This window comes from Janthinobacterium paucivorans, assembly GCF_051380805.1.
Taxonomy (GTDB): domain Bacteria; phylum Pseudomonadota; class Gammaproteobacteria; order Burkholderiales; family Burkholderiaceae_D; genus Janthinobacterium; species Janthinobacterium lividum_D.
The window spans coordinates 76325-100200 of sequence record NZ_JBNYXR010000017.1; the positions used below are offsets into that span (position 1 = coordinate 76325).

Sequence of the window (23876 nt, forward strand, 5' to 3'; positions counted from 1 at the left end):
ACGGGCGCGGCGCGCGGCTAAATTAGGCTATGCCGGCCTTCGTCGTTTAAGATGACGTTTTTACAGCCCATCTTCAGCGCCCCCATGCACAATGCCTTGCTAGTACTGCTCGCCCTCTTCCTGGTCGCGCTGAACGGTTTTTTTGTTGCCGCCGAGTTTGGCATCGTCACCTTGCGCCGCACGCGCATCCGCGCCATCGCCAAGACACAAGGACTGCGCGGCCGCATCCTGTCCAAGGTGCATGGCCAGCTGGACGCCTACCTGTCAGCCTGCCAGCTGGGCATTACCCTGGCGTCGCTGGGCCTGGGCTGGGTCGGCGAACCGGCCTTTGCCGGCTTGCTCGAACCTGTGTTCGGCGCCATCGGCGTCACCTCGCAAGAGCTGATCCACGGCGTCTCGTTCGTCGTCGCCTTCAGCGTCATTTCCTTCCTGCACATCGTCGTGGGCGAACTGGCCCCCAAGTCGATGGCCATCCGCAACCCGGAAGCGGTCGGCCTGTGGTGCGCGATTCCCTTGTATGGTTTTTATTGGGCCATGTACCCTGCCATTTACCTGCTCAACGCCAGCGCCAACTGGGTGCTGCGCATGGCTGGTCTATCCGGCAAGGGCGGCCACGATGCCCATTACTCGTCCGATGAATTGAAACTGATACTGCGCACCAGCCAGCCGGGCGAGAAATTCACGCGCGACGAGCGCAACATCCTGGCGCAATCGCTCGATTTCGAACAAATGACGGTGTCGGACTTGATGCGCCCGATCAATGAAGTGATCGCCCTGCACGCTTCGAGCACCTTGGAAGAAAACCTCGACACGGTGCTGCGCAACCGCTTCAGCCGCTACCCGTATTTCGACATGAATGAGGACGACGTGCTGGGCGTGGTGCACTTGAAAGACCTGTTCTTTGCCCAGCAGGCGGGCAAACCGATCACCTCGCTCACGCCCTTCCTGCGGCCCGTCGACATCATTTCTGCGCGCACGCCGGCGCTGGAACTGTTCCGCCGCTTCCGCGACGGCGCGCCCCACTTCGCCCTGATCGGCGAAAAGGGCAAGCGCCCGCTGGGCTTTATCACCCTCGATAACTTGCTCGGCGCCATGGTTGGCGAAATCCGCGATGAATTCCGCCGCAATGAAAACGACTGGCTCAAGCAAAGCGACGGCACCCTGATCGGCAAGGCCAGCCTGCCCATTTTCTCACTCGAACGCATCCTCGGCATCGATATCGAAAATGAGGAACTGGGGCTCGATGACGTGGAATCGGTGGGCGGCTTGATCATGGTCAAGCTGGGGGACATTCCGAAGCAGGGCCAGCGCATCACTTTTGTCGACTTCGACATCGTCGTCAAGAAGATGAACGGACCGCGCATCGTGCTACTGAAGGTAATCCCCAAGCAGGAGCGCGATCTGGATGCAGATTTAAGGGACTGATTACTTCTTGCGCGTCAGCGTATCCTTGCCCTGCGGCACGCTGGTCTCGCCCAGGGTCCACGTTTGCAGCAGGCTGTACAACACCGCCAGCAGGGTCGGTCCGATAAAAATGCCGACGAAGCCGAAGGCCAGCACGCCGCCCAGCACACCCAGCAGCACCAGCAGGAACGGCAGGCTGCTGCCGCGGCTGATCAAAATGGGCTTGACCACATTGTCCACGCCGCTGATCAGCAGCGCCCCCCACACCAGCATGAAAATGCCCCAGCCCGTCTGCCCGTCGTTCAACAGCCAGATGGCGGCGCCACCCCAGATCAAGGGCGGCCCCACGGGTATCAGCGAAAAGATGAAGGTGGCCACGCCCAGCAGCGCCACGGCTGGCACGCCGGCGATCAAGAAGCCCACTACGGCCACCAGCGCTTGCGCCAGCGCCGTACCCAGCAAGCCATACATCACGCCGCGCACGGTGCGGCTGATGGTCAGGCCCACGCCCGGCGCGCTGTCGCCGATGATGCGGCCGGCACCCGTCATCAGGGCACGACTCAGTTGCTGGCCGTCGCGGTAAAGGAAGAAGCTGACAAACACGGCCAGGCTGGTCTGCGCCAGGCCCGTGCCCAGCAAGATGCCGCCGGAAGCGAGGAAATGGCGCGCCGGTTCCAGCATGGTCTTACCCAAATTCAATAGTTCCTGGCGGTCTTCCAGCAAGCGCCGCACATAGCGATCAATGGTGTCGCCCACCACGGGAATGCTGGCCAGCCAGGCCGGTGGATGCAGGCCGCCCGATTCCAGCGCGACGCGGATCTGCTCGTACACGCGCGAGACATTATCGGCCAGGTTGTAGGTCACGAGAGCCAGCGGCAGCACGATGACGAGGATCAGCGACACGGTCATGATGGCGGCCGCCCAGTTGCGCCGGCCTTTCAGGCGCTCAAGCAAAAGCACATACAAGGGCCAGCTGGAAATGCACACGCAGACGGCGAACAGCATGGCGGCCAGGAAGGGCCGCAAGACAAAAAAGCAGCCGATCAGCAAGAAGATGATGGCTGCCAGGCGGGCGTAAGGCTCGAAACGTTTATCCATGTACTGCAAATCCTGAAGATGGCGCCTGGTGGCGCGAGCGGATCAGGATAGCAGAAGTTTAAGATCGTGCGCGATAGCGGCAGGTTTTTCGCCGTGACGCACGAACAGGCGAATCTTGCCTTCGCGGTCGAATACATAGGTACCGGCCGTGTGATCGACCGTATAACTACGATCTGTTTCGCCCTCGACCTTGGCGTAATACACTTTGAATTCCTTGGCTACCTTGGCCGTCGCGGCGGCATCGCCATACAGGCCGACAAAGCGCTGGTCGAACGCTGGCACGTACTGCGCCAGCAAGGCTTGCGTGTCGCGCTCGGGGTCGACGGTAACGAACAGCACTTGCACCTGCTGCGCCTGCGGGCCCATTTCCTGCATCACCTGCGCCATCTCGGCCATGGTAGTGGGACACACGTCCGGGCATTGCGTGTAGCCGAAGAACATCAGCACCAGCTTGCCCTTGTAGTCGGCCAGTGTACGCGGCTGGCCCGTGTGGTCCGTCAGCGCGAACTGGCGCGCGTAGCCCAGGCCCGTCACATCCGTGTTCTTGAATGCCAGCTTGGCTGCGGCCGGCTTGCCGCAGCCGGCAAGGACGGCGACCAAGGTAGCGGCCAACAACAGCATCAGGATTTTTTTCATGTTCCGAGCGGAATATAGTGGTCGACCAGCAAGGCCGCGAACAGCAATGCCAGATAAATGATGGAATACGTAAAGGCTTTGCGCGCGATCAAGTCCGTGTAGTGGCGGTACATCTTCCACGCGTAATACAGGAAACCGGCATTGAGCAGCACGGCCGACGCCAGGTAGATCAGGCCGCTCATGCGCACGGCAAAGGGCAGCAAGGTAGTGGCCGCCAGCGCGATCGAGTACAGCCAGACGTGGAACTGCGTGAATTTCAAGCCGTGCGTGATGGGCAGCATGGGCAAGCCCGAACGCGCGTAATCGTCGCGGCGGTACATGGCCAGTGCCCAGAAGTGCGGCGGCGTCCAGACGAAAATGATCAAGACCAGCAACCAGGCTTGCATCGGTACATCATTGGCGACGGCGGCCCAGCCCAGCGCGGGCGGCATGGCGCCGGACAGGCCGCCGATGACGATATTTTGCGGCGTGGCCGGTTTCAGCAGCATGGTATAGATCAGGGCATAGCCGACGAAGGTGACAAAGGTCAGCCACATGGTGAGCGGATTGACAAGGTTATACAGAATCGCCATGCCCAGGCCGCCGATCACCAGCGCAAACACCACCGTCTGCTTGACAGTGATGTCGCCCATGGCCATCGGACGGCGCGCCGTGCGGGCCATGCGCGCATCGATTTCGCGCTCGGCCAGGCAGTTGACGGCAAACGCGGCGCCGGCCAGCAGCCAAATGCCGAGGGTGCCAAACACCACCGCGCGCCAGTCAGGCAACTCGTCGCTGGCCAGGAACATGCCGATAACGGCGCAAAATACGGCCAGTTGCGTCACGCGGGGCTTGGTCAGCGCCCAGTACTGGGCGATGCGGGGGGAAGGTTTACGGCTGATGGTCTGAGTAGTCATTTATGCGATACGGGAAGGACTGGCTGGTGCCGTGGGCACTGTCGCGGGGGCGCAAGCAGATGTCCGCGCTACATCGAGTTGGAATTTAGCCTTGCAGTTTAACATGGTCAGCAACAACACGAGCAGCGCCGCGCCACCGTTATGCAGCACCGCAATCGACAGTGGCCAGCTCAGATAAATCGTCGCCAGGCCCGTGGCGACCTGCAAGGCCAGCACCAAGACCACCCAGCGCACCGTACCGCGCAAGGACGGCAGTTTCCATGCGCGCAACAGCGTATAGCCGACACCGGCCAGCACGACGAAGGCGAAATTGCGGTGTACCCAGTGGATGGCCGTCAGCGCGGAAAACGGCAGATAGTGGCCGGCAGCGGTCTTGCCCAGCTCGCGCCACAAATGGAAACCATGCTCGAAATCCATTTCCGGAATGACTTTGCCGCCGCACAGGGGGAAATCCATACAGGCCAGGGTGGCGTAGTTGGTGCTCACCCAGCCGCCCAGCGCGATCTGCAACGTCAACAGCGCGAGCGACATGACGGCCAGCGCCCGCACGGGGCGCAGCACGGCCACGTCGGCATCGGCGCGCTGCAAGGGCTTGACGGCATTGTCCTGGCGCCCGCCCAGCCACGTCAACATGGCCAGCAAGCCCATGCCCAGCAACAAATGGATGGTGACGATCACCGGTTGCAGCTTCAAGGTGACGGTCCAGGCACCGAAGGCGCCCTGCAGGCAGACAAAGAAGAAGAGCGCCGTCGGCAAAGCCGGAGCGAATTGTGCGCGTTTGCTTTTGCGCCACTGGCGCCACGCCTGCAGCAGCATCGCCACGATCAGCACGCCGATGGCCATGGCCAGGTAGCGGTGCGTCATTTCGATCCACGCTTTGACGACCGTCACGGGTCCCGTCGGCATCAGGGTTTGCGCCGCCACGATGTGCTCATGTGCGAGGAAAGGATTGGCAGAACCATAACATCCTGGCCAGTCGGGACAACCGAGGCCAGAATCGGACAGGCGCGTGAAGCCGCCAAACATGATCAAGTCCATCGTTAAAAAGACGGCAACCCACACCAGCTTGCGATATTTATTGGCGTCCGCAGACACCCAGACCATGGTCAATGGCAGCAGCGCCACCAGCAAGCCCGTCAAGCCCAGCTGGGCCAGCGCGGAAAAATTCATCATTGTCATACAGCTCCTTAACCAATCGCCGAAGCTTTGAGCAGCTTGGCAATGTCTTTCTTAATTTTGTTCGGGTCTGCGTCTTTCGGGAAGCGCATCATCAAATTGCCCAGCGGATCGATCAAGTACAGGTGGTCGCTACTGTGGCCACCGGGCGCCACCGGCAACCAAGCCTTCAGGGCGGCGCTATTCACGCGCAACATGCTGGTGCCGTCGAATTCGCGCATCACCAGTGTGTCGAGCGGCTGACCATCGGTCACCAGCCAGACCCGTTCCAGGCGCTCACGCTCCTTGCCCTGCATCAAGCGCAGTTGTTGCATGTCAAACAACTTTTTCTTGCACGCTTCCTGACAGTCGGATGGCCCCGTTTGCAGCAACACCCACTTGCCCCGCAATTGCGCCAGCGGCGCGGCCTTGCCGTCCAGTTCCGTCACCTGCAACGCCAGCTCGGGTATTGGGTGCAAACGGGGATCGATCAGGGCGCCATAATTGTTGCGGCCCGTGGGCTTGATGATGTAATACGTGAAATAAGAGGCGATGATGGGAAAAGCGCACACGGCCACCACGGCCAGCAGTTTCCAGCGTCCCGTGTTCTGTGCCTGCTTGTCTGGGTTGTCTTGCATTGCTTCACGCTTGTTTGTTTGCACGTCGAAATCCTGTAAAGACAAAAAATAGAAAAGCCATCAGTGCCAGTGCATACCACTGGAATGCGTAGCCGCGGTGCTTGTCGGCGCCCAGGTCGGGCGCTGGCCAGTCGCGCACGGGAAGCGCGCTGGCCACGATGGCTGTGGCACGAGCAACTGGGTCCACCGTTTGCTCGAAGAGTAAGGGCTGCAGGGCCAGAGCACTGGCCTGGGCCAGCTGGCCGATATCGGCATTTTGCACGATGGCGTGCGGCGCCAGGGCCGGTGACTTGCCCAGTTCCATCACATGGCCCGCGTTCAGACGCGCAATGCCATGTAACGTCAGCGTGCCCGTGGGCGTGGTGAAGTTGGGAATGCGCGTGCGCTCGGCATTGTTGCGCGGCAACCAGCCCTGCGCCACCAGCACGTGCATCTGCGAACCGTCGATCTGGAATGGCGTGAGCACGTGAAAACCGGCCTGCCCCTTGTAGGGGCGGTTGTCCAGGTACACCGTCCAGGCAGGCACGAAGCGGCCCGTGACGGTGACGCGGCGATACTCGATAGCTTGCGCATCGGCCGCCAGCAGGGGGGCGGACGTCAATGCCAGGGGGGCGGCCAGATTGCCTGCCGCAAGCCGGGCGGCGCGGGCGATTTTCTCGTCGCCACGGCGCTGCTGCCATTGCGCCAGAGAAATACCCAGCGCCACCAGTAGCAGCATTACAACAAATGGAATCACCCTAAAATGGAAGCCGATACGCATTACAATAAAACCTCCTCAAGCCTGGCGTTACCATACATGAAAATCCTCGTTGCCATCGCCTTCATCCTGATTCTGGGCAGCCTGGGCTCGGCCCTGTTCTTCCTCATGCGCGACAAGGGCAAGAGCAATCGCACCGTGCATGCGCTGGCGCTGCGCGTGGGCTTGTCGATCACCATGTTTTTGCTGATACTGCTGGCGCACAAGCTGGGCTACATTCAGCCGACGGGAATACATTAAATGCTGGGGTCAGACCCGCGGGGGAATGCGCCTCAATGGGGCGGATTCCGATCCCGCAGGGACTGACCCCGGTGCTAACGACGTTGCTTGGTTAGCAAAATTCTTAAACTAAGAAAAAAGCCGTACCCAGGATCTCCCGGTACGGCTTTTTTCATGCTGCAGGCGCACCCTTCAACGGCGCGCGCCCGGCCCAGCCATTATAACCAATACACGACTACGTACAGGCCCAGCCAGACGACGTCGACAAAGTGCCAGTACCAGGCGGCGCCTTCGAAACCGAAGTGCTGATCGGGCGTGAAATGCCCCTTCAGCACGCGGTACAGGATGACGGACAACATGATGGCGCCCAGGGTCACGTGGAAGCCATGGAAGCCCGTCAGCATGAAGAAGGTGGCGCCGTAGATGCCGGACGTCAGTTTCAAATTCAGTTCGCTGTAAGCATGCATGTATTCATAGACCTGGAAGCCCATGAAGATGGCACCGAGCACGATGGTGGCGAACAGGAACAGGGCCGTCATGGCGCGGTGGCCGGCGCGCAGCGCGTGGTGCGAGATGGTCAGGGTGACACCCGAGGTCAGCAGCAGGGCCGTATTGATGGTGGGAATCCAGAACGGCGTCATGGTGGTAAATTCCTGCACCGTGCCGGCCGGGCCCGTACTGCCCCACTGGGCGGCAAAATCGGGCCAGATCACCTTGTGGTCAAGATCGGCCAGCCACGGCATGGAAATGCTGCGGGCATAGAACAGGGCGCCGAAGAAGGCGGCGAAGAACATGACTTCAGAAAAGATGAACCAGCTCATGCTCCAGCGGAAGGAATGGTCGATGCGCTCGCTGTACAAGCCCTGTTCCGATTCGCTGATGGCGTCGCCAAACCAGAAGTACAGCACCAGCAGGATGCCGGCGATGCCCACGTAATTCACGTACGGGCCCCAGGCGACGTCGTTGACCCAGGCCGAGGCGCCTATCATGGCCAGCAGCAGGCTGGCACCGCCCAGCATGGGCCAGCGCGATGGGCCGGGCACGAAGTAATAAGGTACGGCGGCGTGGTTGGAACTCATCATCATCTCCTCAAAAACTTTACGGTGGTTTTTTTATAATTTATCAAACGACGAATTGAACAATTGAAATCAATATGCCGATCAGGCAAGCCACCGCCAGGAAGCCGGCGATGACGATATGCACAGGATTAAGCTTGGCCGAATCCGTGTCGAAATCGCTCTTGCGGCGCAGCCCCGTAAATGACCACACCACGGCCCGCAGCGAATACAGGAACGAGGCTTTTTCACGCTGCTTGGGTTCACCCATGCCACTCTCCTATTGGACTGCCGGCGTTTGAGCCTGGCTCAGACCGGCAATCTCGAAAAACGTGTAAGACAGGGTGATGGTTTTCACCTCTTTCGGCAGTGCTGGATCGAGGAAGAACACCACCGGCATTTGCCGCGCTTCGTGCGGTTTCAAGGTCTGCTGCTGGAAGCAGAAGCACTCGACCTTCTTGAAATGCGGCGTGGCGCTCTGCGGCGCGTAACTGGGAATGGCTTGCGCGTTGACCACGCGGTTTTGTGTATTGACCACTTCATACATGACCGTCACCAGTTCGCCCGGGTGCACCTGCATGCTCGACACCGTCGGGCGGAAGCGCCATGGCCCCTGCGCATTGCCGTCGAACTCGACGGTGATGCTGCGCGTCGTATCGACCTGCGTATTGTTATCGTAGGCGACGGTGCCATCTTTTTGCGTCAGCACATTGATGCCCATCACTTCGCAAATCTGCTTGTAGACGGGAATCAAGGCATAGCCAAAACCAAACATCAGGATGGCAATGACGATCAGCTTGCCCAGCATCTTGCGGTTCAGGCCGCGTGTTTCCTGTTGCAGGGGCGTCGTCACGTCAGAGCCACATGCGCTTGACGAATACGGACACGAAGAAGAGGGCCGCCAGGGCCCCCAGTATCAAGCCCGTACGCAGGTTGTTCGGTTTCTTGCGCTCAGTTTTCACTTCGGTCATGGCAGACACTCTATTCAAAGGGGCCGGCAGCAGCGCCGGCCCGTGACACTGGCATCAATTAACAATGACTACTTGACGGTAGGCGGCGTTTCAAACGTGTGGAACGGCGCCGGGCTTGGCACAGTCCATTCCAGGCCTTCCGCGCCTTCCCATGGCTTTGCTGACGCCGCCTTGCCGCCGCGTATGGTCGGCAAGACCACGAAGAACAGGAAGTACACCTGCATCAGGCCAAAACCGAAGCCGCCGATCGAGGCGATCATATTGAAGTCCGTGAACTGTGCCGGATAGTCGGCGTAGCGACGCGGCATGCCGGCCAGGCCCAGGAAGTGCATCGGGAAGAAGGTCACGTTGAAGGTGATCAGCGACAGCCAGAAGTGGATCTTGCCGCGCGTTTCGTTGTACATGTGGCCGGTCCATTTCGGCGACCAGTAGTAGAAGCCGGCAAACAGGGCAAACAGCGAACCGGCCACCAGTACATAGTGGAAGTGCGCCACCACGTAATAGGTATCTTGCAGCTGGATATCGATCGGCGTCACGGCCAGGATCAGGCCCGTGAAGCCGCCCATGGTAAACACGAAGATGAAGCCGACCGAGAACAACATCGGCGTCTCGAACGTCATGGAACCCTTCCACATGGTGGCGATCCAGTTGAATACTTTCACGCCCGTCGGCACGGCGATCAGCATGGTCGCGTACATGAAGAACAGCTGGCTGGTGACCGGCATGCCGGTGGTAAACATGTGGTGCGCCCAGACGATGAAGGACAAAATCGCGATCGACGCCGTGGCATACACCATCGAGGCATAGCCGAACAGGGGCTTGCGGGCGAACGCGGGCAAGATCTGCGAGACGATGCCGAAGGCCGGCAAGATCATGATGTAGACCTCGGGATGGCCAAAGAACCAGAAGATATGCTGGTACATGACGGGGTCGCCGCCACCTGCAGCGTTAAAGAAGGAAGTGCCAAAATGGCGGTCCGTCAGCGTCATGGTGATGGCGCCAGCCAGCACGGGCATCACGGCGATCAAGAGATACGCGGTAATGAGCCAGGTCCAGCAGAACATCGGCATTTTCATCAGGGTCATGCCGGGAGCGCGCATGTTGAGGATGGTGACGATGATGTTGATCGAACCCATGATGGATGAAGCGCCCATCAGATGCATGGCAAAAATCGCCATGTCCATGCCAGGGCCCATCTGCGTCGACAGCGGCGCATACAGGGTCCAGCCGGCAGCCGTGGCGCCGCCCGGCACGAGGAAGGACGTGGCCAACAGCAGCGCAGCCGGCGGCAGCAGCCAGAAGGAGAAATTGTTCATGCGCGCAAAGGCCATGTCGGAGGCCCCCACTTGCAGCGGGATCATCCAGTTGGCATAACCCACGAAGGCCGGCATGATGGCGCCAAACACCATCACCAAGCCGTGCATGGTGGTCAACTGGTTGAAAAATTCAGGGTGAAAGAATTGCAAGCCTGGTTGAAACAGTTCCGTACGTATCATCAAGGCCAGCACGCCGCCCGATAGCAGCATGATGAACGAGAACCACAGGTACAAGGTACCGATATCCTTGTGGTTGGTGGCAAACAGCCAGCGGCGGTAGCCAGTGGGGTGGTCGTGGTGATGGTCGTGACCGGCGTGGTCCAAGGTGCTAGTGCTCGTGCTCATGTACGGCTCCTCATTACTTGCGTGCAGCCGCGACTTCGGCTGGTTGAACGATGTTCTCTGCGGCCTTGTTCGACCAGGAATTGCGCGTGTAAGTGATCACTGCCGCAATTTCCGTGTCGGACAGCTGTTTCCAGGCTGGCATTTCAGCGGGGTACTTGCCGCTCTTTTGCCCGTTCAGCAAGACATGGATCTGTTCCGCTTTCGGACCGTTCACCAAGGCCGAGCCGTCGAGCGGCGCAAAGGCACCGGGCACGCCCTTGCCTGTCGCCTGGTGGCAGACCACGCAGTTGGCCGCATACACTTTCTCGCCCTTGACCTTCAATTCGTCGATGGTCCACACCTTGCTTGGATCATCAGCCAGCGCCGCCATTTCCTTTTGTTTTACCGCGACCCAGGCCTTGTAGTCATCGTTGGATACGACCTTGACGACGATGGGCATGAAGGCGTGTTCCTTGCCGCACAGCTCGGCGCAATTGCCGCGGAAGGTGCCAATATGGTCGGCCTTGAACCAGGTATCGCGCACGAAGCCGGGAATGGCATCCTGCTTCACGCCAAAGGCGGGCACGGACCAGGCGTGGATGACGTCGTTGGCCGTCAGCACCATGCGGATCTTCTTGTTGACCGGCACGACGACTTCGTTGTCGACTTCGATCAGGTAGTTTTCGCCCCGCTTTTCCGTCGCCGGCTGGCCTGGCGCGCCCACTTGCGCGCGCGGCGTGGCCAGGTTGGACAGGAAGGAAATACCTTCGCCCTCGCCTTTCAGGTAGTCATAGCCCCATTTCCACTGCATGCCGGTAGCCTTGATCGTGATATCGGCGTTCGAGGTATCCTTCATGCCCACCACGGTGCGCGTGGCAGGCAGGGCCATGCCGATGACGATCAGGAAAGGCACGACGGTCCAGGCGATCTCGACGGTAGTGCTTTCGTGGAAGGTGGCCGGCTTGTGGCCCAGGGACTTGCGGTGCTTGAAGATGGAATAAAACATGACGCCGAACACCGCCACGAAGATCACCAGGCAAATGATCATCATCCAGGTGTGCAAATCGTAGATTTCATGGGCGATCTGCGTCGCCGGTGGTTGCAGATTCATTTCAAACGGCACGGGACCGCCGGTGCCGGGATAGGTGCCCGCAGCAGGTGCCGCCGTGGCCCATCGCCCGATGCCAAACGCTGTCAAAGACAGCCCGAGCAGCAACGATTGAAGTCGCTTTGCATGTGTCATGTTTTCCCCAACCACCCAAAAAATAATGATATTTTAAACGGCTGCGGACTTCTCCGTACTGGACCGCTGCCGCTCCTCCATGAAAGCATCACGGCCAGAACACGGCCATATGCGTCAAGCACCAGCGAATCCCATGCTGGCTGCGGCAGCAAAAACGGCGGCGCGCAAGCATGCTGGAACCCTGTTTTTTTCCACACCTTGAAATAGCATCGCGCGGAACATGGTTACTATACTAATGCAGTAACTTCCAATAAGTCTTGCTTTGTTTTTTTTATTTTGTATGCAGCCCTTGTTTTTTACTGAGTAATCCTCGGGAAATTATTTGCTTGGGGTTACTTAGCAAGCTGACAAACAGTCAACGATTATAATCAAGTAAACTTCAATCCATCAAGCACTATACGGCTTTGTGCGCGCCCTTCTCCTGGCCGCCGCGCGCTTTGCAACGCTTGCTGTGGCATTCAAGCGCGGCGGCCGACCAAGTATCGGTTTCTTTGCCTTTTTATGTCGGCTTGCGCGGCAGGTCGAAACGGATGATCGCCTCGCCATTGCGCGTCACGCGTGGTGCGGGACGGAAGGCGTGGCCATAGATTACCTCGAAACTCAGGCCCAGCTTGCCGTCGGGACGGCGCGTTTTTTCCAGCGCGTCCAGCATGCGCTGCCAGGCCGCTTTGCCCATCAAGCCGCGCCGGCGCGTGGTGAGCGGGTTGCCGCCAAAGGCACGCACATCTGCCAGCAGTTTTTCCGCCGTAGCGTAGGTAACAGTGATGATCTCCATATCGAGCACGGGCGTGGAAAAGCCCGCCTCGACCAACATATCGCCAAAGTCATGCATGTCGACAAAAGGCAAGGCATGCGCAAACAAATCCGCCTCGGCAAAGGCGTCGCGCACTTCGCGCAACGTATCGGGGCCAAAACAGGAAAACATCAGCAAGCCATCGAGGCGCAAGGCGCGCCGCCATTCGGCAAACACGCGGTCGGGCTGGGCATGCCAGTGCAGCGCCAGATTGGACCACACGAGGTCGATGCTGCCCTGCGCCAGCGGCAAGTCGCCGAGGTCGCCGCACAACAAATCCACGCCTGCCTTGGCTGGCAGCAACTTGCTGAGGAAGTGATTCAGGCTGGCCAGTTTCGAGGCTGGCGCCCGCGCCGCCTGCACCATCGCTTGCGCTGCATCGAGACCGATAATCTGCGCGGCGGGATAATCCTTTTGCAACTGCGCCAGGTCCGCACCGCAGCCGCAGCCTGCATCGAGCACACGCTGCGGCGTGATTTTCACCAACTCCAGGCGCTCGTGCATGCGCGTTGAGACTTCGCGGCGCAGGAAGTCCGACGGCGCGATGCGCGTCGGACGGGAAAAGAAATCGCGTACTTGCACCGCATCGATGGGCGCACTCATTTTGGGCGGAGTGGTGGGAACTGGCATGTTGAAACCGGTGAGGTGAGATAATGTCGGCAGTGTACATGGAACGACGCCATCGCGATGCGGACCGCCACCCAGCGCCGCCTTGATGCCGCATGGCAGGCACTGCACCGTTGGCTGGGCGCGACAGTACTGCCGGCACAGTGCGCGCTATGCGGCATCGGCTGCCCGGAGGTGCTGTGCGCACCCTGTCGCGCGCAGTACTTGGGAAAGATCCGGCCGCGCTGCCGTCAGTGCGCCAATCGGCTGGCGGACATTGATGTGGCAACGCTGTGTGGCCGTTGTTTGCGCCACACGCCCGCCTACGACGCCACGATCACGGCGTTTGATTACGCGGCGCCGGTCGACCAGCTGCTGTTGCAGCTGAAGTTCGGCGCGCGTCTGGCACTGGCGCCCTTGTTTGCGCAACTGCTACATGCTGCTATTGAGCAACAATCACGCTGGGACGCACCGCAACTGCTGTGCCCCGTGCCGCTGGGTCCGGCGCGACTGGCGCAACGGGGATACAACCAGGCGCTGGAAATTGCCCGTCCGCTGGCGCGCCTGCTGGACGTACACTTGCAGCCTCGCCTGGCGCTGCGCGTGCGCGAAACCCGGGCGCAAAGCAGCGTGACGCCGCAGGAACGGCAAGCCAACCTGGCGCACGCGTTCGCCATCGCGCCGCAGCATGTGGCGTTATTGCAAGGATGCCATGTGGGCATCGTCGACGACGTGATGAGCAGCGGCCACACCGTCAACGCGCTGGCCGCCGCCTGCAAGCGCGCGGGAGCAGCGAAGGTCAGCATCCTGGTCGTGGCGCGCACGCCGCTGCGGCAACGATAGATTTTTTATATATATCAAGAGAGCATCATGAGGAGAGCATCGTGTTTCACGTAGTGTTGGTAGAACCTGAAATCCCGCCCAATACGGGCAACGTCATCCGCTTGTGCGCAAATACGGGCGCACAGCTGCACTTGGTCGAACCGCTGGGCTTCCCGCTCGACGACGCCAAGATGAAGCGCGCCGGCCTCGATTACCATGATTACGCCAAGATGAAGGTGCACAAGAACTGGGCTGCTTTCCTGCTCGACACCCAGCCCGACCCGAGCCGCATGTTCGCCATGACCACGCGTGGCTCGCGCCCGTTCGGCGAGGTGGCGTTTTTACCGGGTGACGTGTTCGTATTCGGCTCGGAAACAAAAGGCCTGGACCCCGCCCTGCGCGACGGTTTTCCTGCCGAGCAGCGCATCCGCCTGCCCATGCGTCCCGACAACCGCAGCCTGAACCTGTCCAATACGGTGGCAGTGGTGGTCTACGAAGCCTGGCGCCAGCACGGGTACCAGGGCGGCGCGTAAGTCGGATTAGGCCCAAGGGGCCGTCATCCGACAACATTGTTGGCGTTAGTGGTGTTGTCGGACTACGCGGGGCTTTACCCCGCTAATCCGACCTACGCGTTTGCATACGGCAATCAGCGCAGCGCCAGCTGCGCCGCGCCGCCATGCTCGTCCAGCCTCACGAGCTGCGTGCGCAAGTCGCGCGTAGCGGCCAGCTTGCCGTTCACGTACAGATTCGTCTTGATGCCATACAGGCCCTGCGACACGCCGGCAGGCAAGGTCAGCTCAAACGAGTTTTCAAAGCGCCCGCCCGATTTATTGCTGCTGGCCAGCGCTTTCGAGCCAGACTTGAATGGCTGGCCCTGCGGGTCGAGCACCACCAGCTCTTCGCGCACGTCGTTGACGCTTTGCGCGCTGCCATTGACCAGCTCCACCACCGAAGTGACCTTGAACGGCTGGCCGCGCTTGACGGTCGACGTGCTCAGCTGCGGCGTGTACGACACCACTTGCGGTTCGCGCGGCAGCGCGCCACGCGCGCGAATGTAGTCGCGATCGGCCTGCGCCGCCGTCTTGGTTTGGCGCGAATTGACATTGATGGCCAGGCAACCTGCCGCCGCCAGGCCGCCACCGATGGCCGCGCCCTTGAGTGCGCCATCCCTGCCGCCCGCCAGCGCGCCCAGCAGCGCCCCCACGGCTGCGCCGGCCGCCGCCGACGTACCCACGCTGCACGGGTCTTCATCCGTTGCCGACTGGGTTACGTCTTGCCGATGGCGACCATCGTGGCGCCTGCCGTTCGGCGACATCGTCGGCGTGGCGCAGCCAGCCAGCATGGCCGCGATAGTGAGTGCTGCAGCCGCGCGCAAGGTGGTGTAATTGAGCATGGTGACTCCCCCTGTGACTAATTGATCGTTGTTTCCGTCTGCAGCACTTGCCGTTCACGCTCGCGGATGCGGCGCGACAGATTGTCGATGCGCGTATTGCCGGGATCGACGCGGCGCGCGCTTTCCAGATACGTCTTGGCCGCATCGAACTTGCCTTCCAACAAAGAACGCTCGGCATCGCGCAAGAATGATTGCGCCATCTCGTTGCGCGTGGCCGCGCCGCTATCGCGCGGCGACGTTTCCAGCGGACGGCGTTCAGCCACCGCTGAACGTTCGACCGCGCGCACGGGCGACGGTTCCGTTGTCACGACGCGGGCCGGTGCCGTTTCCGGCGCTGGCGCAGCAGAAGCGGGCGCAGGGGCAGGGGCAGGGGCCGCCGACAACGCTTGCACCTCCGCCTTCAACTGCGGCAATTCCACCGCTTCGCGGTCGATCGCTTCGAGACGGGCTATGCGACTGCGTGCCGCCACCGCATCGTTGCCATCGAGCGCCTGACGCACCCCCACCAGCACGGATGCGGCCGCCGCCTGCTGGCGCGCCAGTTGCTTGCGCAACGATGCCACGCTGGCAGCACCGGCGCAATCGACGTCGAGTGCGGCGATGCGGCGGGTGGCGTTTTGCAATTGATGCTCATCCATGGCGCGCTTGACGCTACGCACGTCGCGCTGGCAAGCACTGGACGCGGCGCCCGCCTTGCTGATCGCCGCCTGCAAATCGTCGGCCTTGGCGCTCGACTGGCCCGTGCACGCATTTTTCGCCGTCGCCAGTTTCTGGCGGGCACCGTCCAGGCTGCCATTGACTACCAGCTTCAAGCCGCTATCGATGGCGTCATTGCAAGCGGCATCATTGCTGCCGCCCGGCTTGCCATGCATGTAGGTAATGACGAGCGCCAGCACAGCCACGCCGCCCAGCCAGCGCAGCCACTTGCGCGGTGGCGGTGGCGGTGGCGATGGCGATGGCGATGGCGATGGCGATGGCGGCAGCAGTATTGCCGGGGCCGGAGCCGGGGCTGGCGCCGGTGGTGGCATCGGCACCGGTGCTGCTTTCGGCACAGGCGCCGCAGCAAGCGGTTGGGGCGGCGGCTTGGGCGCCACTGGCGCTGAAGCGGACACAGGCGGCAGCGGCGGCGGTGCGACCACGGCTGGCCGGGCAGCGCCAGCGACGGCGCGACCGCAGTACGGGCAATGGCTGACCGCGCTGAACAGACCGCCCTGACACTTGATGCAGATATCCACAACTAATCCTTCATTCCAACGTCATACGTCATTCCAGGATTCACAGCGGCGGCGGCGTCAACGGTGGCGGTGCGCTCAGCAACAGCAGCGCCAGCTCGGGAAACTGGACCAGGTCTAGCCAGGCCGGCAAGCCGGCGCGCCACACCTTGGTGGTGCTTGGCACGACCTGCCCCGCCTGGACGTACTGCACGATCTGCTGGGCCGTAAACGGCCCCTGCTGCTGGCCATTGATGCCCAGGAAATACTGGTATTCCACCAGCGGCGGCGGCATGCCGCCCAGCAGTGGTGGCGCCATGCCAAAAACCGGCGTCGCGGGGGACGCCGGCGTGGCAGCCGGGCGCAGCAATTGCTCCAGACGCCCCGCTTCCAGCATTTCCCCCTTGATCGCGTATTTCAAACGCGGCTGGCCATCCGCTTCCGGCTCACGCACTTCCCAGTCATACGCATCGCTATCGGAGTCGCCGATGACATTCGCCCATTCCTTCAGGCGGCCCAGCAAGGCTTGTACCGTGCGGTCGAGCTCATCGCCGGCCATGCCCTTGCGCCGCGCCGACTCACCCAGGCGCTTGCCCACTTCGGCGGCGATGGCGCTACCGAAGCCGATATAGGGCAGTTGCGAGCCATCGGCCTGGGCCACCAGCTTGGGCGCATACACGCCCCGTTCATAGTATTTTGCCAACGCCGCCAGGGCCGCCGTCTGCACGGCGTCAAGCGCAGCGAGCTTTTCTTCGATACGCATGGTGATATTTTTTGCGTAGGAAGCGGGCATGCCGTTCTGGCGTATGGCCCGTTCATTGCCGATGCGGCGCAGGTCGCCCGGTTCGACCGCAAACTGATACTGCCCCGGCGGCACGACCCGGCCCGTGTGGCGCGTCAGTATGCACAGCATGATCGCTTGCAGGAATTCGCCGAAATCTTCCGCCAGGCGCTTCATTTCGTCCGTGTTCGGTGCGATCGGGTGCGTAAATTGGGTGGGATCGATATGCGTGTGGGTCGGCGCCTTGTCGTTGTCGCCCTCCTTGCGGTAACTGGTGCGCCAGCCTTCCAGGCCGCGCAGCACCGTCATCGGCACGCCGGCCAGCTCGCAATAGCAGACGGCGCGCCCGCGTATGCCCGTCTCGACGATTTCCAGCTGGCTCACGGTGATGCCCACCTGGGTCGGCAAGCACGATTCGAGTTCGGCGCCGAACTTCGCCTTGAAGGCGGCAGCGTTGGCCACGCCGATCACGCACTTGAACTGGTCCGACACGACCGTGAAGTCGCCTGCCATATTGGCGTCGATCCACGGCATGGCGCAGGCCAGCAGCTTGCGAAAGCGGTCCAGGCGTTCGGACACGTCCATCTGTTCGAGCGCCTCGAACAGGGGCTCGGGCGTGCTCGTCGCCCCTTCGGCCAAGCCTGCAGTGGCGATCATGTTCTCGGCCATGCGCGTGACCTTGGACAGTATCAAGCCCCGCTGCGCCGCTTCGCCCAGCATGGGGAACAGCGCTTTCGAGCCGCCCATGTCCTTGAACGCTTCATCGGCCCACTGGCGCAAGGTGGCCGCCGACGGCAGCACAATGTCTTTTTCCGTGACGGGGATGACGATCAGGGTCGCGTGTTCCTTGAGCAAGTCCTTTTGCAAGATAATATTTGCCGTTTTCAATTCGGCCAGCATGGCCAGCACGCCTTCGCGGCCCGTTTGCAGTTCGCCCACCAAGCCATTCCACTGCGCGCGGCCTTGCGCATCGACGCCGACGCGGTTACCCAGCCAGCGCGACAATTCGCCCAACAGGATGACCGATTCGTCCGCCGCCTTGGCGCGCAAATGGAATTTCAGTGCGTTTGCCATTTCCGTACGCAAATGGTCCATCACCACGCCAGCCTGCTTTTCACCATTGCTGAGGAAACCGAAGGTGCTGCGCGTCTGCTCCAGATTATTCAACAGGCGCTCGTATTCGCGCGAGCGCACGGCCTCCTTGATTTCTCGGTAGCGCTCGGCATTCGCGCCGATCTGCGCCGTCAAGCCGCTGCCGGGCGCCTCGATGCGGTCCTTGATCTGTTCCACCAGCGACAGCACGTATTCCAGGCCGCCAAACTCTTTATTATCGAGATAACCATACAACTGGTCGCGCACGACTTTCTTGACGTCTTCGAGCACTTCGCGGCGGCGCTTGCTGATGCGGTCTTCCGTCGTGTCGGCCGTGGAATCCTGGTCGCGCACGGCGTCGCGTTCCAGGTGTTTCATGGCGTCGCGCACCTGCGCCGGCCATTCGCTGCGGTCAAAGCCGGTACGAATATCGTTGATGCGCGTATTGACCCGATTTTCCACGCCGGCGAGCAAATGGCCGTGACGGTCTTCCAGCAATTCGTCGACGAGGCGGAAATCGATGAAGTCGCCGCTGGAGCGCTTCAATTCAATGCTTCTGTCGGAAAACTCGGGGAAATCGCTGAACGGCGTGCCCTTGAGGAACATATTGGCGGCCAGGAAATGGTCGCGCTGCGCATCGGTGGCGCGGTTGGCGCCCGCATCCGTGCCACCGACGCCAAAGAACGCTTGCAGCATGGCGCCGGCCCAGCGGTGGGCCCGTTCGTCGCGCGCCGCTTCCTGGCGCGTATCGAGCACGGCCATGCCGAATGAGGAAAAGCGCTTCGAAAAATACAGGCGCATGTCGCCGAAACGGTCTTGCGGCACGGGCGCGTTGTACGGGGAATTCTTGTGCTGCGCCTGGTTGACGGCGATCGAGCGCTTGGCGCGCGCAAAGTCGGCCGAGGCGAAATCCTCGAACAGCGAGTCGGCCACCATATGGTAAACATCGCTGACATCCTTGGTGTGCTGCTGGGCAAGATTACCTGAATCGATGAGGTAGACTTCGCTGTACGGCTCACGCGTCAGTTCCGGCCGATCATACATATCCCAGCGGCCCACATAGCCCTTGTTGCCCATCATGGCCGATTCCAGCTCCATCAGCGCCGCATAGCCGTTGGCCTCGACCCGGTCCTTATTGGCCTTGGTGTAGCCGGTCGGCAAGAACAGCATCAGCTCCACGTCGGCCGCGCCCACTTCGCTGCGCGCCAGCCAGCGCGCCAGCAAGCCCATGTCGAGGAAGGAACCGGAACCCGTGCCGCCTGCCACGGAACCGACGATGACGATGCGGAAACGGTTTGTTTCCATGCGCAACCCCAGTTCGGCCAGCTGGCGCTCGTGCGACAGGCCCGCCTTCAGGGCTTTCAACTTCAAACGGATCTTGTCGCGGATCTTGGCATATTTATCGAAGAAATACAGACGCGAGACGGCGCGGATCTGGCCGGCGCCGCTGCTCATGTCGAAACGCAATTCACGGATGCGCTGCGGCGTCAGCGGCAGCCATTCCTTGATGTGCGGATATTTTTCCAGAGAGTCTTCATCGCGGCTGTACTTGTCCATATCGAACGATTCGACCACCTTGTCGTCATCCGTGAACTTCACCTGGTCGAACTGCAAGTCCTTCGCCTGCGACTCGCCGCTTTCGATCACGGCGCCATTGTCGAGGTCGAAATGGATGAATTGCGCGATGGGGAAGTCCGCCAGCCCCTCAATGCGCTTGCGCTTGCCCGCACCGCCCCAGACGGTGTTGAGGATGCGCCGGCGCACGCGCATCAGCACTTGCATGCCCGTGCCGCCGATGCCGATGAACAAGGTCGGGCGCAGTTCGATGATCTTGTCCTGCTTGCGCTCGCTGGCGCCGCCGGTGATGGTTAGGTTCAGGTTCTCTGCCATGGTGGTTCCTTCGATGATGCGTGCAACGGTCAATTCTTAGCGGCGGCTCGATGTAAAGGTCAACAGTAACGCGACCAGGCCCACCAGCACCAGCGGTCCCATGAACAGTGGCGCAAGAAATTTATGCGCATTCACGGCGGCCAGCACCACGCCCGTGGCCAGGCTGGCCAGGAAGATGAACAGCCACCAGCCCGAGGCGTTGGCCTTGTTCGGCGGCACGCGCTTGGCCACCAGGCCGTTCGCATACGCATTCTTGGCAAAGAAAAAGGCGATGAACAGCAGCAGCAGTACCACGCCGCCGAGCAGGGTGTCGCGCGACGAGGTATCGGTCATGCTGGCAGAATCGAGCGTCGGCACTGACTCAGTGCTGCCGCTGGCTGCGAAGGCATCGGCGGCGGGCGGCGCGGACGCCGGGACCGGGGCCGGGACCGGGGACGGGGACGGCAAGGTAAAGCCTGTGTTGTCTTTGGGAGTATCTTGCGCCATATTATGCCTCTGTTGAATGGAAGTAATTTTTAAGGAATCGGGGTTCAGGCCAGGCGCAGGGTATGGCCTTCGGTCACGCGCACGACGACCGGCTTGCCCAGTCCACGCTTGAGTTCGCCGATCTCGCGGCCGTTATCATCGCGAATCTGCACGCTTTTGAACGGCTTCAAACCCACCTGCCGCTGCACGCCGTCGGCCATCACCTTGTAGCGCGTGGCGCGCGTGCCGAGCAGGCCCAGCGCCAGCAAGCCCAGCACGAGTGCCAGCACAGCAGCGAGTATCACCAGCACGGGCAGCAGCGGATACTGTATGCGTACCAGCAACGGTATCGTCGCTTGCGAGGCGCGCACGCTGTCGGGCGACGTAAACATGTCCGAGATTGGGTCGCCAGGAAACAGTTCCTGCAAGTCCTTGCTAAAACTGCCGGCCAGGGCCAGCCGCTGCTGCGACAGGCCCACTTGCGCCTGCATGGGCAGCATCACTTGCTTGCCCATGGCGACAATCGCCTGCGCCGACCACGGCGAGGCAATCTGCGCCATCGGCAACGAAAATTGTACTTGCACGGACTGGCTGGCACCGGGTTGCAACTGGTGGATTTGGTCTGGCGCAACGTGCAAGGAGGCATTCTGGCCCACCAGGCTGGCGTGCACCTTGGCACTGTCGATGACGTACGGGAAAAACATGTTTTGCAGTGACGCCTGCAGCACCACTTGCGGCACCAGGTTCGCCGCATCGACGTCGAGCACGATGGTGCGACCGTCGCGGCCCAGGCTGGCATGCACATTCGCGCTGTTCTTGACGGACTGCGGCACGATGCGCACGCCATCCTGGTCTACCGGTTTCAAGCGCGCGGGCGGGCGCGTCAGCACTTGCGACAAGCGCCCTTCGGCCAGGATGCGGGTCAGAGCCTCGGATGCCGGCTGGCCATATGCGAGCGCATACACCATCAAGCCCTTGGCGCTGTACAGCTTGCCCTGCACCGGCATGCGCAGCGGAAACACCAGCGTCTTGGTGATCGACGGCTCCAGGTGCAGCAAGCGATAAAAATCGCGGTTGCGTTCGGCCGTCTGGCTGTCGTTGTTCGGGCTGTTCTTGTTATTGGTAAAGATCCACACGATGCCGGAGGCCGACTGGAACGGGCCGGTGATGGTTTTTGTGACGGCTTCCTGGAAATCCGTGTCGGCCAGCGCGCCGCCATTGCCCTTGCGCGCCAGGCCCAGGCTGGCCAACTGGCCCGCCACGCCGGCGCCGCCCTGTCCCTGCCCCAGCAGCGATGGCGACACGTGCGCACCGCTGCTCTGGCTGAAGGCCAGCGTATAAACTTTATCGGACGGCTGCGTGGCTGCCTGCGCCACGGCGCCCACCAGGGCCTTCAATTGCGAATGCTCATCCGTATAAAACGGCTCCATCCAGCCCGAGTTTTGCACCAGAAACGCTTGCTGGATACCCACCGCTTGCACACCGGCTGCGCTGAATAAAGATAAAGCGGCACAGGCCGCGCTCAGGACATGCGCCTTCATGCCTGCAGGGTCCAGCCATCGATGCGCGACAGCAGCCGGTGATATGCCCACAGCATGCCTTCATGGACAAACAGGCGCATGCGCCACGGCTCGCTGACGGCAAAGGTGTGAAACGCGGTTTCACGCAATTGATCGTCCTGCACCAGCTGGGCCGCCACGCGTTCGTTCGAGCGCAGCACGCTCGACAGGCCGGCGCTGGTGGCGAACTTGACGCCGAAGACGCTGTTGCCCCCGCCCGATTCGAGCAGCGGCATGACCGCCTGGTTCTTGCCGCCATCGTCGCCGTGTTCCGGTTCTTCCCACGGCGCCGTCTTCAGCTTGGTGGCGAAGCGGTAATTGAAGCTGCCCGAACACAGGCGCGGCGCCAGCGCGTCGGCCATCTCGACCTGGCCACCGAGTTTCACATACACATAGGTGTCACGGCGGCTTGCAAAGCACAGTTGCCACAGGCCACCGTCGCGCGACAGGTAGGGGCTGCCGAATTCAAAGCGCGGCACCAGCCCTTCGGGCCAGGGCGTCAATGAGGCGGCCACGTTGCCATCGGGCTGCAGTTGCAGCCGCAGCTGGCCGTTAGCGCAAGGCCACACGGCCATGCGGTGGTAGGCCACGGGGGCGCTCACGGCACCCAGGTCTACCATGCCATCGAGCAGCACATCGCTGCCAGGCTTTTGTTGCGCATCGAGGTTGACGAAGCGGATGCGGCCATCGGCATCGCGCAAGGGCGCCCACAGACGATTCTGGAACCAGACGGGGGCAGCCGCGCACGGCGCGTCGCCCACATGCTCGACGACGTAACTCAGCGAAGGCACGTCGGGACGAATGCACGCGAGGCCATGGCTGGTCGGCAAGACCAGCACGCTGTTGAACTGCGGTACCAGTTCGGCACGCCATGCGCCGTGGGCCAAGTCCGACTCGGCCAGCAAGCCGCCATACTCGGGGTCCAGCGCCAGCCAGCGTTTCGAGGCGGGCAGCCAGGCGTGCAAGACGGCCTTGCGCGGGTCGAGCGCCAACAGCGCAGCGGCGCTGGTACCAAACTGGGCGGAAAAAAATTCGTATTCTCCCGGCGGCGGCATGGGTAGCGAGGCGTCGGCCTGCGCATGCTCTTCACGCACGCACCGGTCGAGCAATTTCAGTGGCACGCTGGCCTGGCGCAAGCCGGCTGCGCCAGCCGACGGCACATCGCTGACGGGCTGCGCCGCGTAGGGTGGCACCCAAGGCGGCGTGACGGCCGTGTCGGACGGCACTTGCAAGGCCGCGCCCGACACGGGATCGAACGAGAATTCAGGCGGAAACTGCCGCACGGGGGCGCCGGCTGCTGCCGGCAAGCGCCGCGCGTGCATCAGCTTGCCGATATCGGCAGCACTCAACAAAGACGAGACATTCTGGCCGCCCGCGCTACGCTGCATGGTCCACGCGCCATCGTCATCGACGTACCAGACGCCGGAGGGCACTGCCCAATCCCCAGAAGTTTTAAGATCCATGTATTTTCTATGACAAGCAATGCATATCGGACGGTGTAACGGGTGCTGGGGCTGGCACAATGAAGTCGCAGCCCTGGCACTTCTCATAG

24 protein-coding genes are annotated in these 23876 nt (G+C 61.6%); 5 read left to right on the top strand and 19 right to left on the bottom strand.

The features are described 5' to 3' along the window. Nucleotides 1-84 precede the first annotated feature (84 nt). The gene (locus ACQ4V8_RS18690; RefSeq protein ID WP_029496150.1) at nt 85-1425 is read left to right on the top strand and encodes a hemolysin family protein; all 1341 of its coding nucleotides are present in this window, start codon (nt 85-87) and stop codon (nt 1423-1425) included. Here ACQ4V8_RS18690 and ACQ4V8_RS18695 read toward each other — a convergent pair whose 3' ends face one another. Genes ACQ4V8_RS18695 through ACQ4V8_RS18720 form a run of 6 tightly spaced genes read right to left on the bottom strand, consistent with a single transcriptional unit; the run spans nt 1426 to nt 6587 of the window. Next, nucleotides 1426-2502, bottom strand: a complete 1077-nt coding sequence (locus ACQ4V8_RS18695; RefSeq protein ID WP_010394869.1) for an AI-2E family transporter — start codon at nt 2500-2502, stop codon at nt 1426-1428. A 42-nt stretch (nt 2503-2544) separates the two neighbouring features. Beyond that, nucleotides 2545-3138 carry an SCO family protein gene (locus tag ACQ4V8_RS18700; RefSeq protein ID WP_010394867.1) on the bottom strand — a complete coding sequence of 198 codons (594 nt, stop codon included), beginning with the start codon at nt 3136-3138 and terminating at the stop codon, nt 2545-2547. After that, nucleotides 3135-4034, bottom strand: a complete 900-nt coding sequence (gene cyoE / locus ACQ4V8_RS18705) for a heme o synthase (RefSeq protein WP_010394865.1) — start codon at nt 4032-4034, stop codon at nt 3135-3137. Before cyoE ends, ACQ4V8_RS18700 begins: the two co-directional genes overlap by 4 nt. Continuing rightward, nucleotides 4035-5207: a COX15/CtaA family protein gene (locus tag ACQ4V8_RS18710; protein WP_436572002.1), complete on the bottom strand. Its 1173-nt coding sequence runs from the start codon at nt 5205-5207 to the stop codon at nt 4035-4037. Between the two features lie 14 nt (nt 5208-5221). Further along, entirely contained in the window at nt 5222-5827 is a 606-nt protein-coding gene (locus tag ACQ4V8_RS18715; RefSeq protein ID WP_070345789.1) for an SCO family protein, read from the bottom strand. Between the two features lie 4 nt (nt 5828-5831). Further along, a complete protein-coding gene (locus ACQ4V8_RS18720; RefSeq protein ID WP_029496149.1) occupies nt 5832-6587 on the bottom strand; it encodes an SURF1 family protein in 756 nt (251 codons plus the stop codon). A gap of 36 nt (nt 6588-6623) precedes the next feature. Between ACQ4V8_RS18720 and ACQ4V8_RS18725 the strand changes: the two genes are divergently transcribed. After that, entirely contained in the window at nt 6624-6824 is a 201-nt protein-coding gene (locus ACQ4V8_RS18725) for a twin transmembrane helix small protein (protein ID WP_010394856.1), read from the top strand. 197 nt (nt 6825-7021) lie between these two features. Here ACQ4V8_RS18725 and ACQ4V8_RS18730 read toward each other — a convergent pair whose 3' ends face one another. From ACQ4V8_RS18730 to ACQ4V8_RS18760, 7 genes are all read right to left on the bottom strand, one after another. Further along, nucleotides 7022-7882, bottom strand: coding sequence for a cytochrome c oxidase subunit 3 (locus tag ACQ4V8_RS18730; RefSeq protein ID WP_010394854.1), 861 nt, complete (start codon nt 7880-7882; stop codon nt 7022-7024). Nucleotides 7883-7925: 43 nt separating this feature from the next. Then, complete coding sequence (locus ACQ4V8_RS18735; RefSeq protein WP_010394851.1) at nt 7926-8129, bottom strand: DUF2970 domain-containing protein; 204 nt, start codon at nt 8127-8129, stop codon at nt 7926-7928. A gap of 9 nt (nt 8130-8138) precedes the next feature. Further along, nucleotides 8139-8711: a cytochrome c oxidase assembly protein gene (locus ACQ4V8_RS18740; protein ID WP_010394849.1), complete on the bottom strand. Its 573-nt coding sequence runs from the start codon at nt 8709-8711 to the stop codon at nt 8139-8141. Nucleotide 8712: 1 nt separating this feature from the next. Then, on the bottom strand, nt 8713-8829 hold the full coding sequence (locus ACQ4V8_RS18745) for a cytochrome oxidase small assembly protein (RefSeq protein ID WP_222838417.1): 117 nt from the start codon (nt 8827-8829) through the stop codon (nt 8713-8715). Nucleotides 8830-8897: 68 nt separating this feature from the next. Then, complete coding sequence (gene ctaD, locus ACQ4V8_RS18750) at nt 8898-10490, bottom strand: cytochrome c oxidase subunit I (protein WP_070345790.1); 1593 nt, start codon at nt 10488-10490, stop codon at nt 8898-8900. A gap of 13 nt (nt 10491-10503) precedes the next feature. After that, complete coding sequence (coxB, locus tag ACQ4V8_RS18755) at nt 10504-11712, bottom strand: cytochrome c oxidase subunit II (protein WP_029496147.1); 1209 nt, start codon at nt 11710-11712, stop codon at nt 10504-10506. A gap of 499 nt (nt 11713-12211) precedes the next feature. Continuing rightward, nucleotides 12212-13108, bottom strand: coding sequence for a methyltransferase domain-containing protein (locus tag ACQ4V8_RS18760; RefSeq protein WP_010394840.1), 897 nt, complete (start codon nt 13106-13108; stop codon nt 12212-12214). 285 nt (nt 13109-13393) lie between these two features. Here ACQ4V8_RS18760 and ACQ4V8_RS18765 point away from each other — a divergent pair, with 285 nt between their 5' ends. Both ACQ4V8_RS18765 and trmL read left to right on the top strand, forming a co-directional pair. Then, nucleotides 13394-13954 carry a ComF family protein gene (locus ACQ4V8_RS18765; RefSeq protein ID WP_436571985.1) on the top strand — a complete coding sequence of 187 codons (561 nt, stop codon included), beginning with the start codon at nt 13394-13396 and terminating at the stop codon, nt 13952-13954. 41 nt (nt 13955-13995) lie between these two features. Next, nucleotides 13996-14466, top strand: a complete 471-nt coding sequence (gene trmL, locus ACQ4V8_RS18770) for a tRNA (uridine(34)/cytosine(34)/5-carboxymethylaminomethyluridine(34)-2'-O)-methyltransferase TrmL (protein ID WP_010394836.1) — start codon at nt 13996-13998, stop codon at nt 14464-14466. Between the two features lie 113 nt (nt 14467-14579). Here trmL and ACQ4V8_RS18775 read toward each other — a convergent pair whose 3' ends face one another. Together ACQ4V8_RS18775 and ACQ4V8_RS18780 are read right to left on the bottom strand one after the other, a co-directional pair. Continuing rightward, the gene (locus ACQ4V8_RS18775; protein WP_436571986.1) at nt 14580-15326 is read right to left on the bottom strand and encodes a hypothetical protein; all 747 of its coding nucleotides are present in this window, start codon (nt 15324-15326) and stop codon (nt 14580-14582) included. 17 nt (nt 15327-15343) lie between these two features. Next, complete coding sequence (locus ACQ4V8_RS18780) at nt 15344-16222, bottom strand: hypothetical protein (protein ID WP_436571987.1); 879 nt, start codon at nt 16220-16222, stop codon at nt 15344-15346. Between ACQ4V8_RS18780 and ACQ4V8_RS18785 the strand changes: the two genes are divergently transcribed. Further along, entirely contained in the window at nt 16206-16541 is a 336-nt protein-coding gene (locus ACQ4V8_RS18785) for a hypothetical protein (protein ID WP_436571988.1), read from the top strand. The two genes, ACQ4V8_RS18780 and ACQ4V8_RS18785, sit on opposite strands and share 17 nt — an antisense overlap. A gap of 60 nt (nt 16542-16601) precedes the next feature. Here ACQ4V8_RS18785 and ACQ4V8_RS18790 read toward each other — a convergent pair whose 3' ends face one another. The 4 genes from ACQ4V8_RS18790 to ACQ4V8_RS18805 are packed head-to-tail and all read right to left on the bottom strand — an operon-like array spanning nt 16602 to nt 23787. Further along, nucleotides 16602-20300 (bottom strand): tubulin-like doman-containing protein, encoded by a 3699-nt coding sequence (locus ACQ4V8_RS18790; protein WP_436571989.1) that lies wholly within the window; start codon nt 20298-20300, stop codon nt 16602-16604. Nucleotides 20301-20336: 36 nt separating this feature from the next. After that, on the bottom strand, nt 20337-20786 hold the full coding sequence (locus ACQ4V8_RS18795; protein ID WP_436571990.1) for a hypothetical protein: 450 nt from the start codon (nt 20784-20786) through the stop codon (nt 20337-20339). Between the two features lie 44 nt (nt 20787-20830). Further along, on the bottom strand, nt 20831-22306 hold the full coding sequence (locus ACQ4V8_RS18800; protein WP_070345794.1) for a hypothetical protein: 1476 nt from the start codon (nt 22304-22306) through the stop codon (nt 20831-20833). Further along, nucleotides 22303-23787, bottom strand: a complete 1485-nt coding sequence (locus ACQ4V8_RS18805) for a hypothetical protein (RefSeq protein WP_142303284.1) — start codon at nt 23785-23787, stop codon at nt 22303-22305. Before ACQ4V8_RS18805 ends, ACQ4V8_RS18800 begins: the two co-directional genes overlap by 4 nt. Nucleotides 23788-23876 lie beyond the last annotated feature (89 nt).

Coding starts and splice junctions, on each gene's coding strand:
- ACQ4V8_RS18690 (WP_029496150.1), top strand. CDS start 85: ATGCACAATGCCTTGCTAGTACTGCTCGCCCTCTTCCTGGTCGCGCTG.
- ACQ4V8_RS18695 (WP_010394869.1), bottom strand. CDS start 2,502: ATGGATAAACGTTTCGAGCCTTACGCCCGCCTGGCAGCCATCATCTTC.
- ACQ4V8_RS18700 (WP_010394867.1), bottom strand. CDS start 3,138: ATGAAAAAAATCCTGATGCTGTTGTTGGCCGCTACCTTGGTCGCCGTC.
- cyoE (WP_010394865.1), bottom strand. CDS start 4,034: ATGACTACTCAGACCATCAGCCGTAAACCTTCCCCCCGCATCGCCCAG.
- ACQ4V8_RS18710 (WP_436572002.1), bottom strand. CDS start 5,207: ATGATGAATTTTTCCGCGCTGGCCCAGCTGGGCTTGACGGGCTTGCTG.
- ACQ4V8_RS18715 (WP_070345789.1), bottom strand. CDS start 5,827: ATGCAAGACAACCCAGACAAGCAGGCACAGAACACGGGACGCTGGAAA.
- ACQ4V8_RS18720 (WP_029496149.1), bottom strand. CDS start 6,587: ATGCGTATCGGCTTCCATTTTAGGGTGATTCCATTTGTTGTAATGCTG.
- ACQ4V8_RS18725 (WP_010394856.1), top strand. CDS start 6,624: ATGAAAATCCTCGTTGCCATCGCCTTCATCCTGATTCTGGGCAGCCTG.
- ACQ4V8_RS18730 (WP_010394854.1), bottom strand. CDS start 7,882: ATGAGTTCCAACCACGCCGCCGTACCTTATTACTTCGTGCCCGGCCCA.
- ACQ4V8_RS18735 (WP_010394851.1), bottom strand. CDS start 8,129: ATGGGTGAACCCAAGCAGCGTGAAAAAGCCTCGTTCCTGTATTCGCTG.
- ACQ4V8_RS18745 (WP_222838417.1), bottom strand. CDS start 8,829: ATGACCGAAGTGAAAACTGAGCGCAAGAAACCGAACAACCTGCGTACG.
- ctaD (WP_070345790.1), bottom strand. CDS start 10,490: ATGAGCACGAGCACTAGCACCTTGGACCACGCCGGTCACGACCATCAC.
- coxB (WP_029496147.1), bottom strand. CDS start 11,712: ATGACACATGCAAAGCGACTTCAATCGTTGCTGCTCGGGCTGTCTTTG.
- ACQ4V8_RS18760 (WP_010394840.1), bottom strand. CDS start 13,108: ATGAGTGCGCCCATCGATGCGGTGCAAGTACGCGATTTCTTTTCCCGT.
- ACQ4V8_RS18775 (WP_436571986.1), bottom strand. CDS start 15,326: ATGCTCAATTACACCACCTTGCGCGCGGCTGCAGCACTCACTATCGCG.
- ACQ4V8_RS18785 (WP_436571988.1), top strand. CDS start 16,206: ATGACGAGCGCCAGCACAGCCACGCCGCCCAGCCAGCGCAGCCACTTG.
- ACQ4V8_RS18790 (WP_436571989.1), bottom strand. CDS start 20,300: ATGGCAGAGAACCTGAACCTAACCATCACCGGCGGCGCCAGCGAGCGC.
- ACQ4V8_RS18795 (WP_436571990.1), bottom strand. CDS start 20,786: ATGGCGCAAGATACTCCCAAAGACAACACAGGCTTTACCTTGCCGTCC.
- ACQ4V8_RS18800 (WP_070345794.1), bottom strand. CDS start 22,306: ATGAAGGCGCATGTCCTGAGCGCGGCCTGTGCCGCTTTATCTTTATTC.
- ACQ4V8_RS18805 (WP_142303284.1), bottom strand. CDS start 23,787: ATGGATCTTAAAACTTCTGGGGATTGGGCAGTGCCCTCCGGCGTCTGG.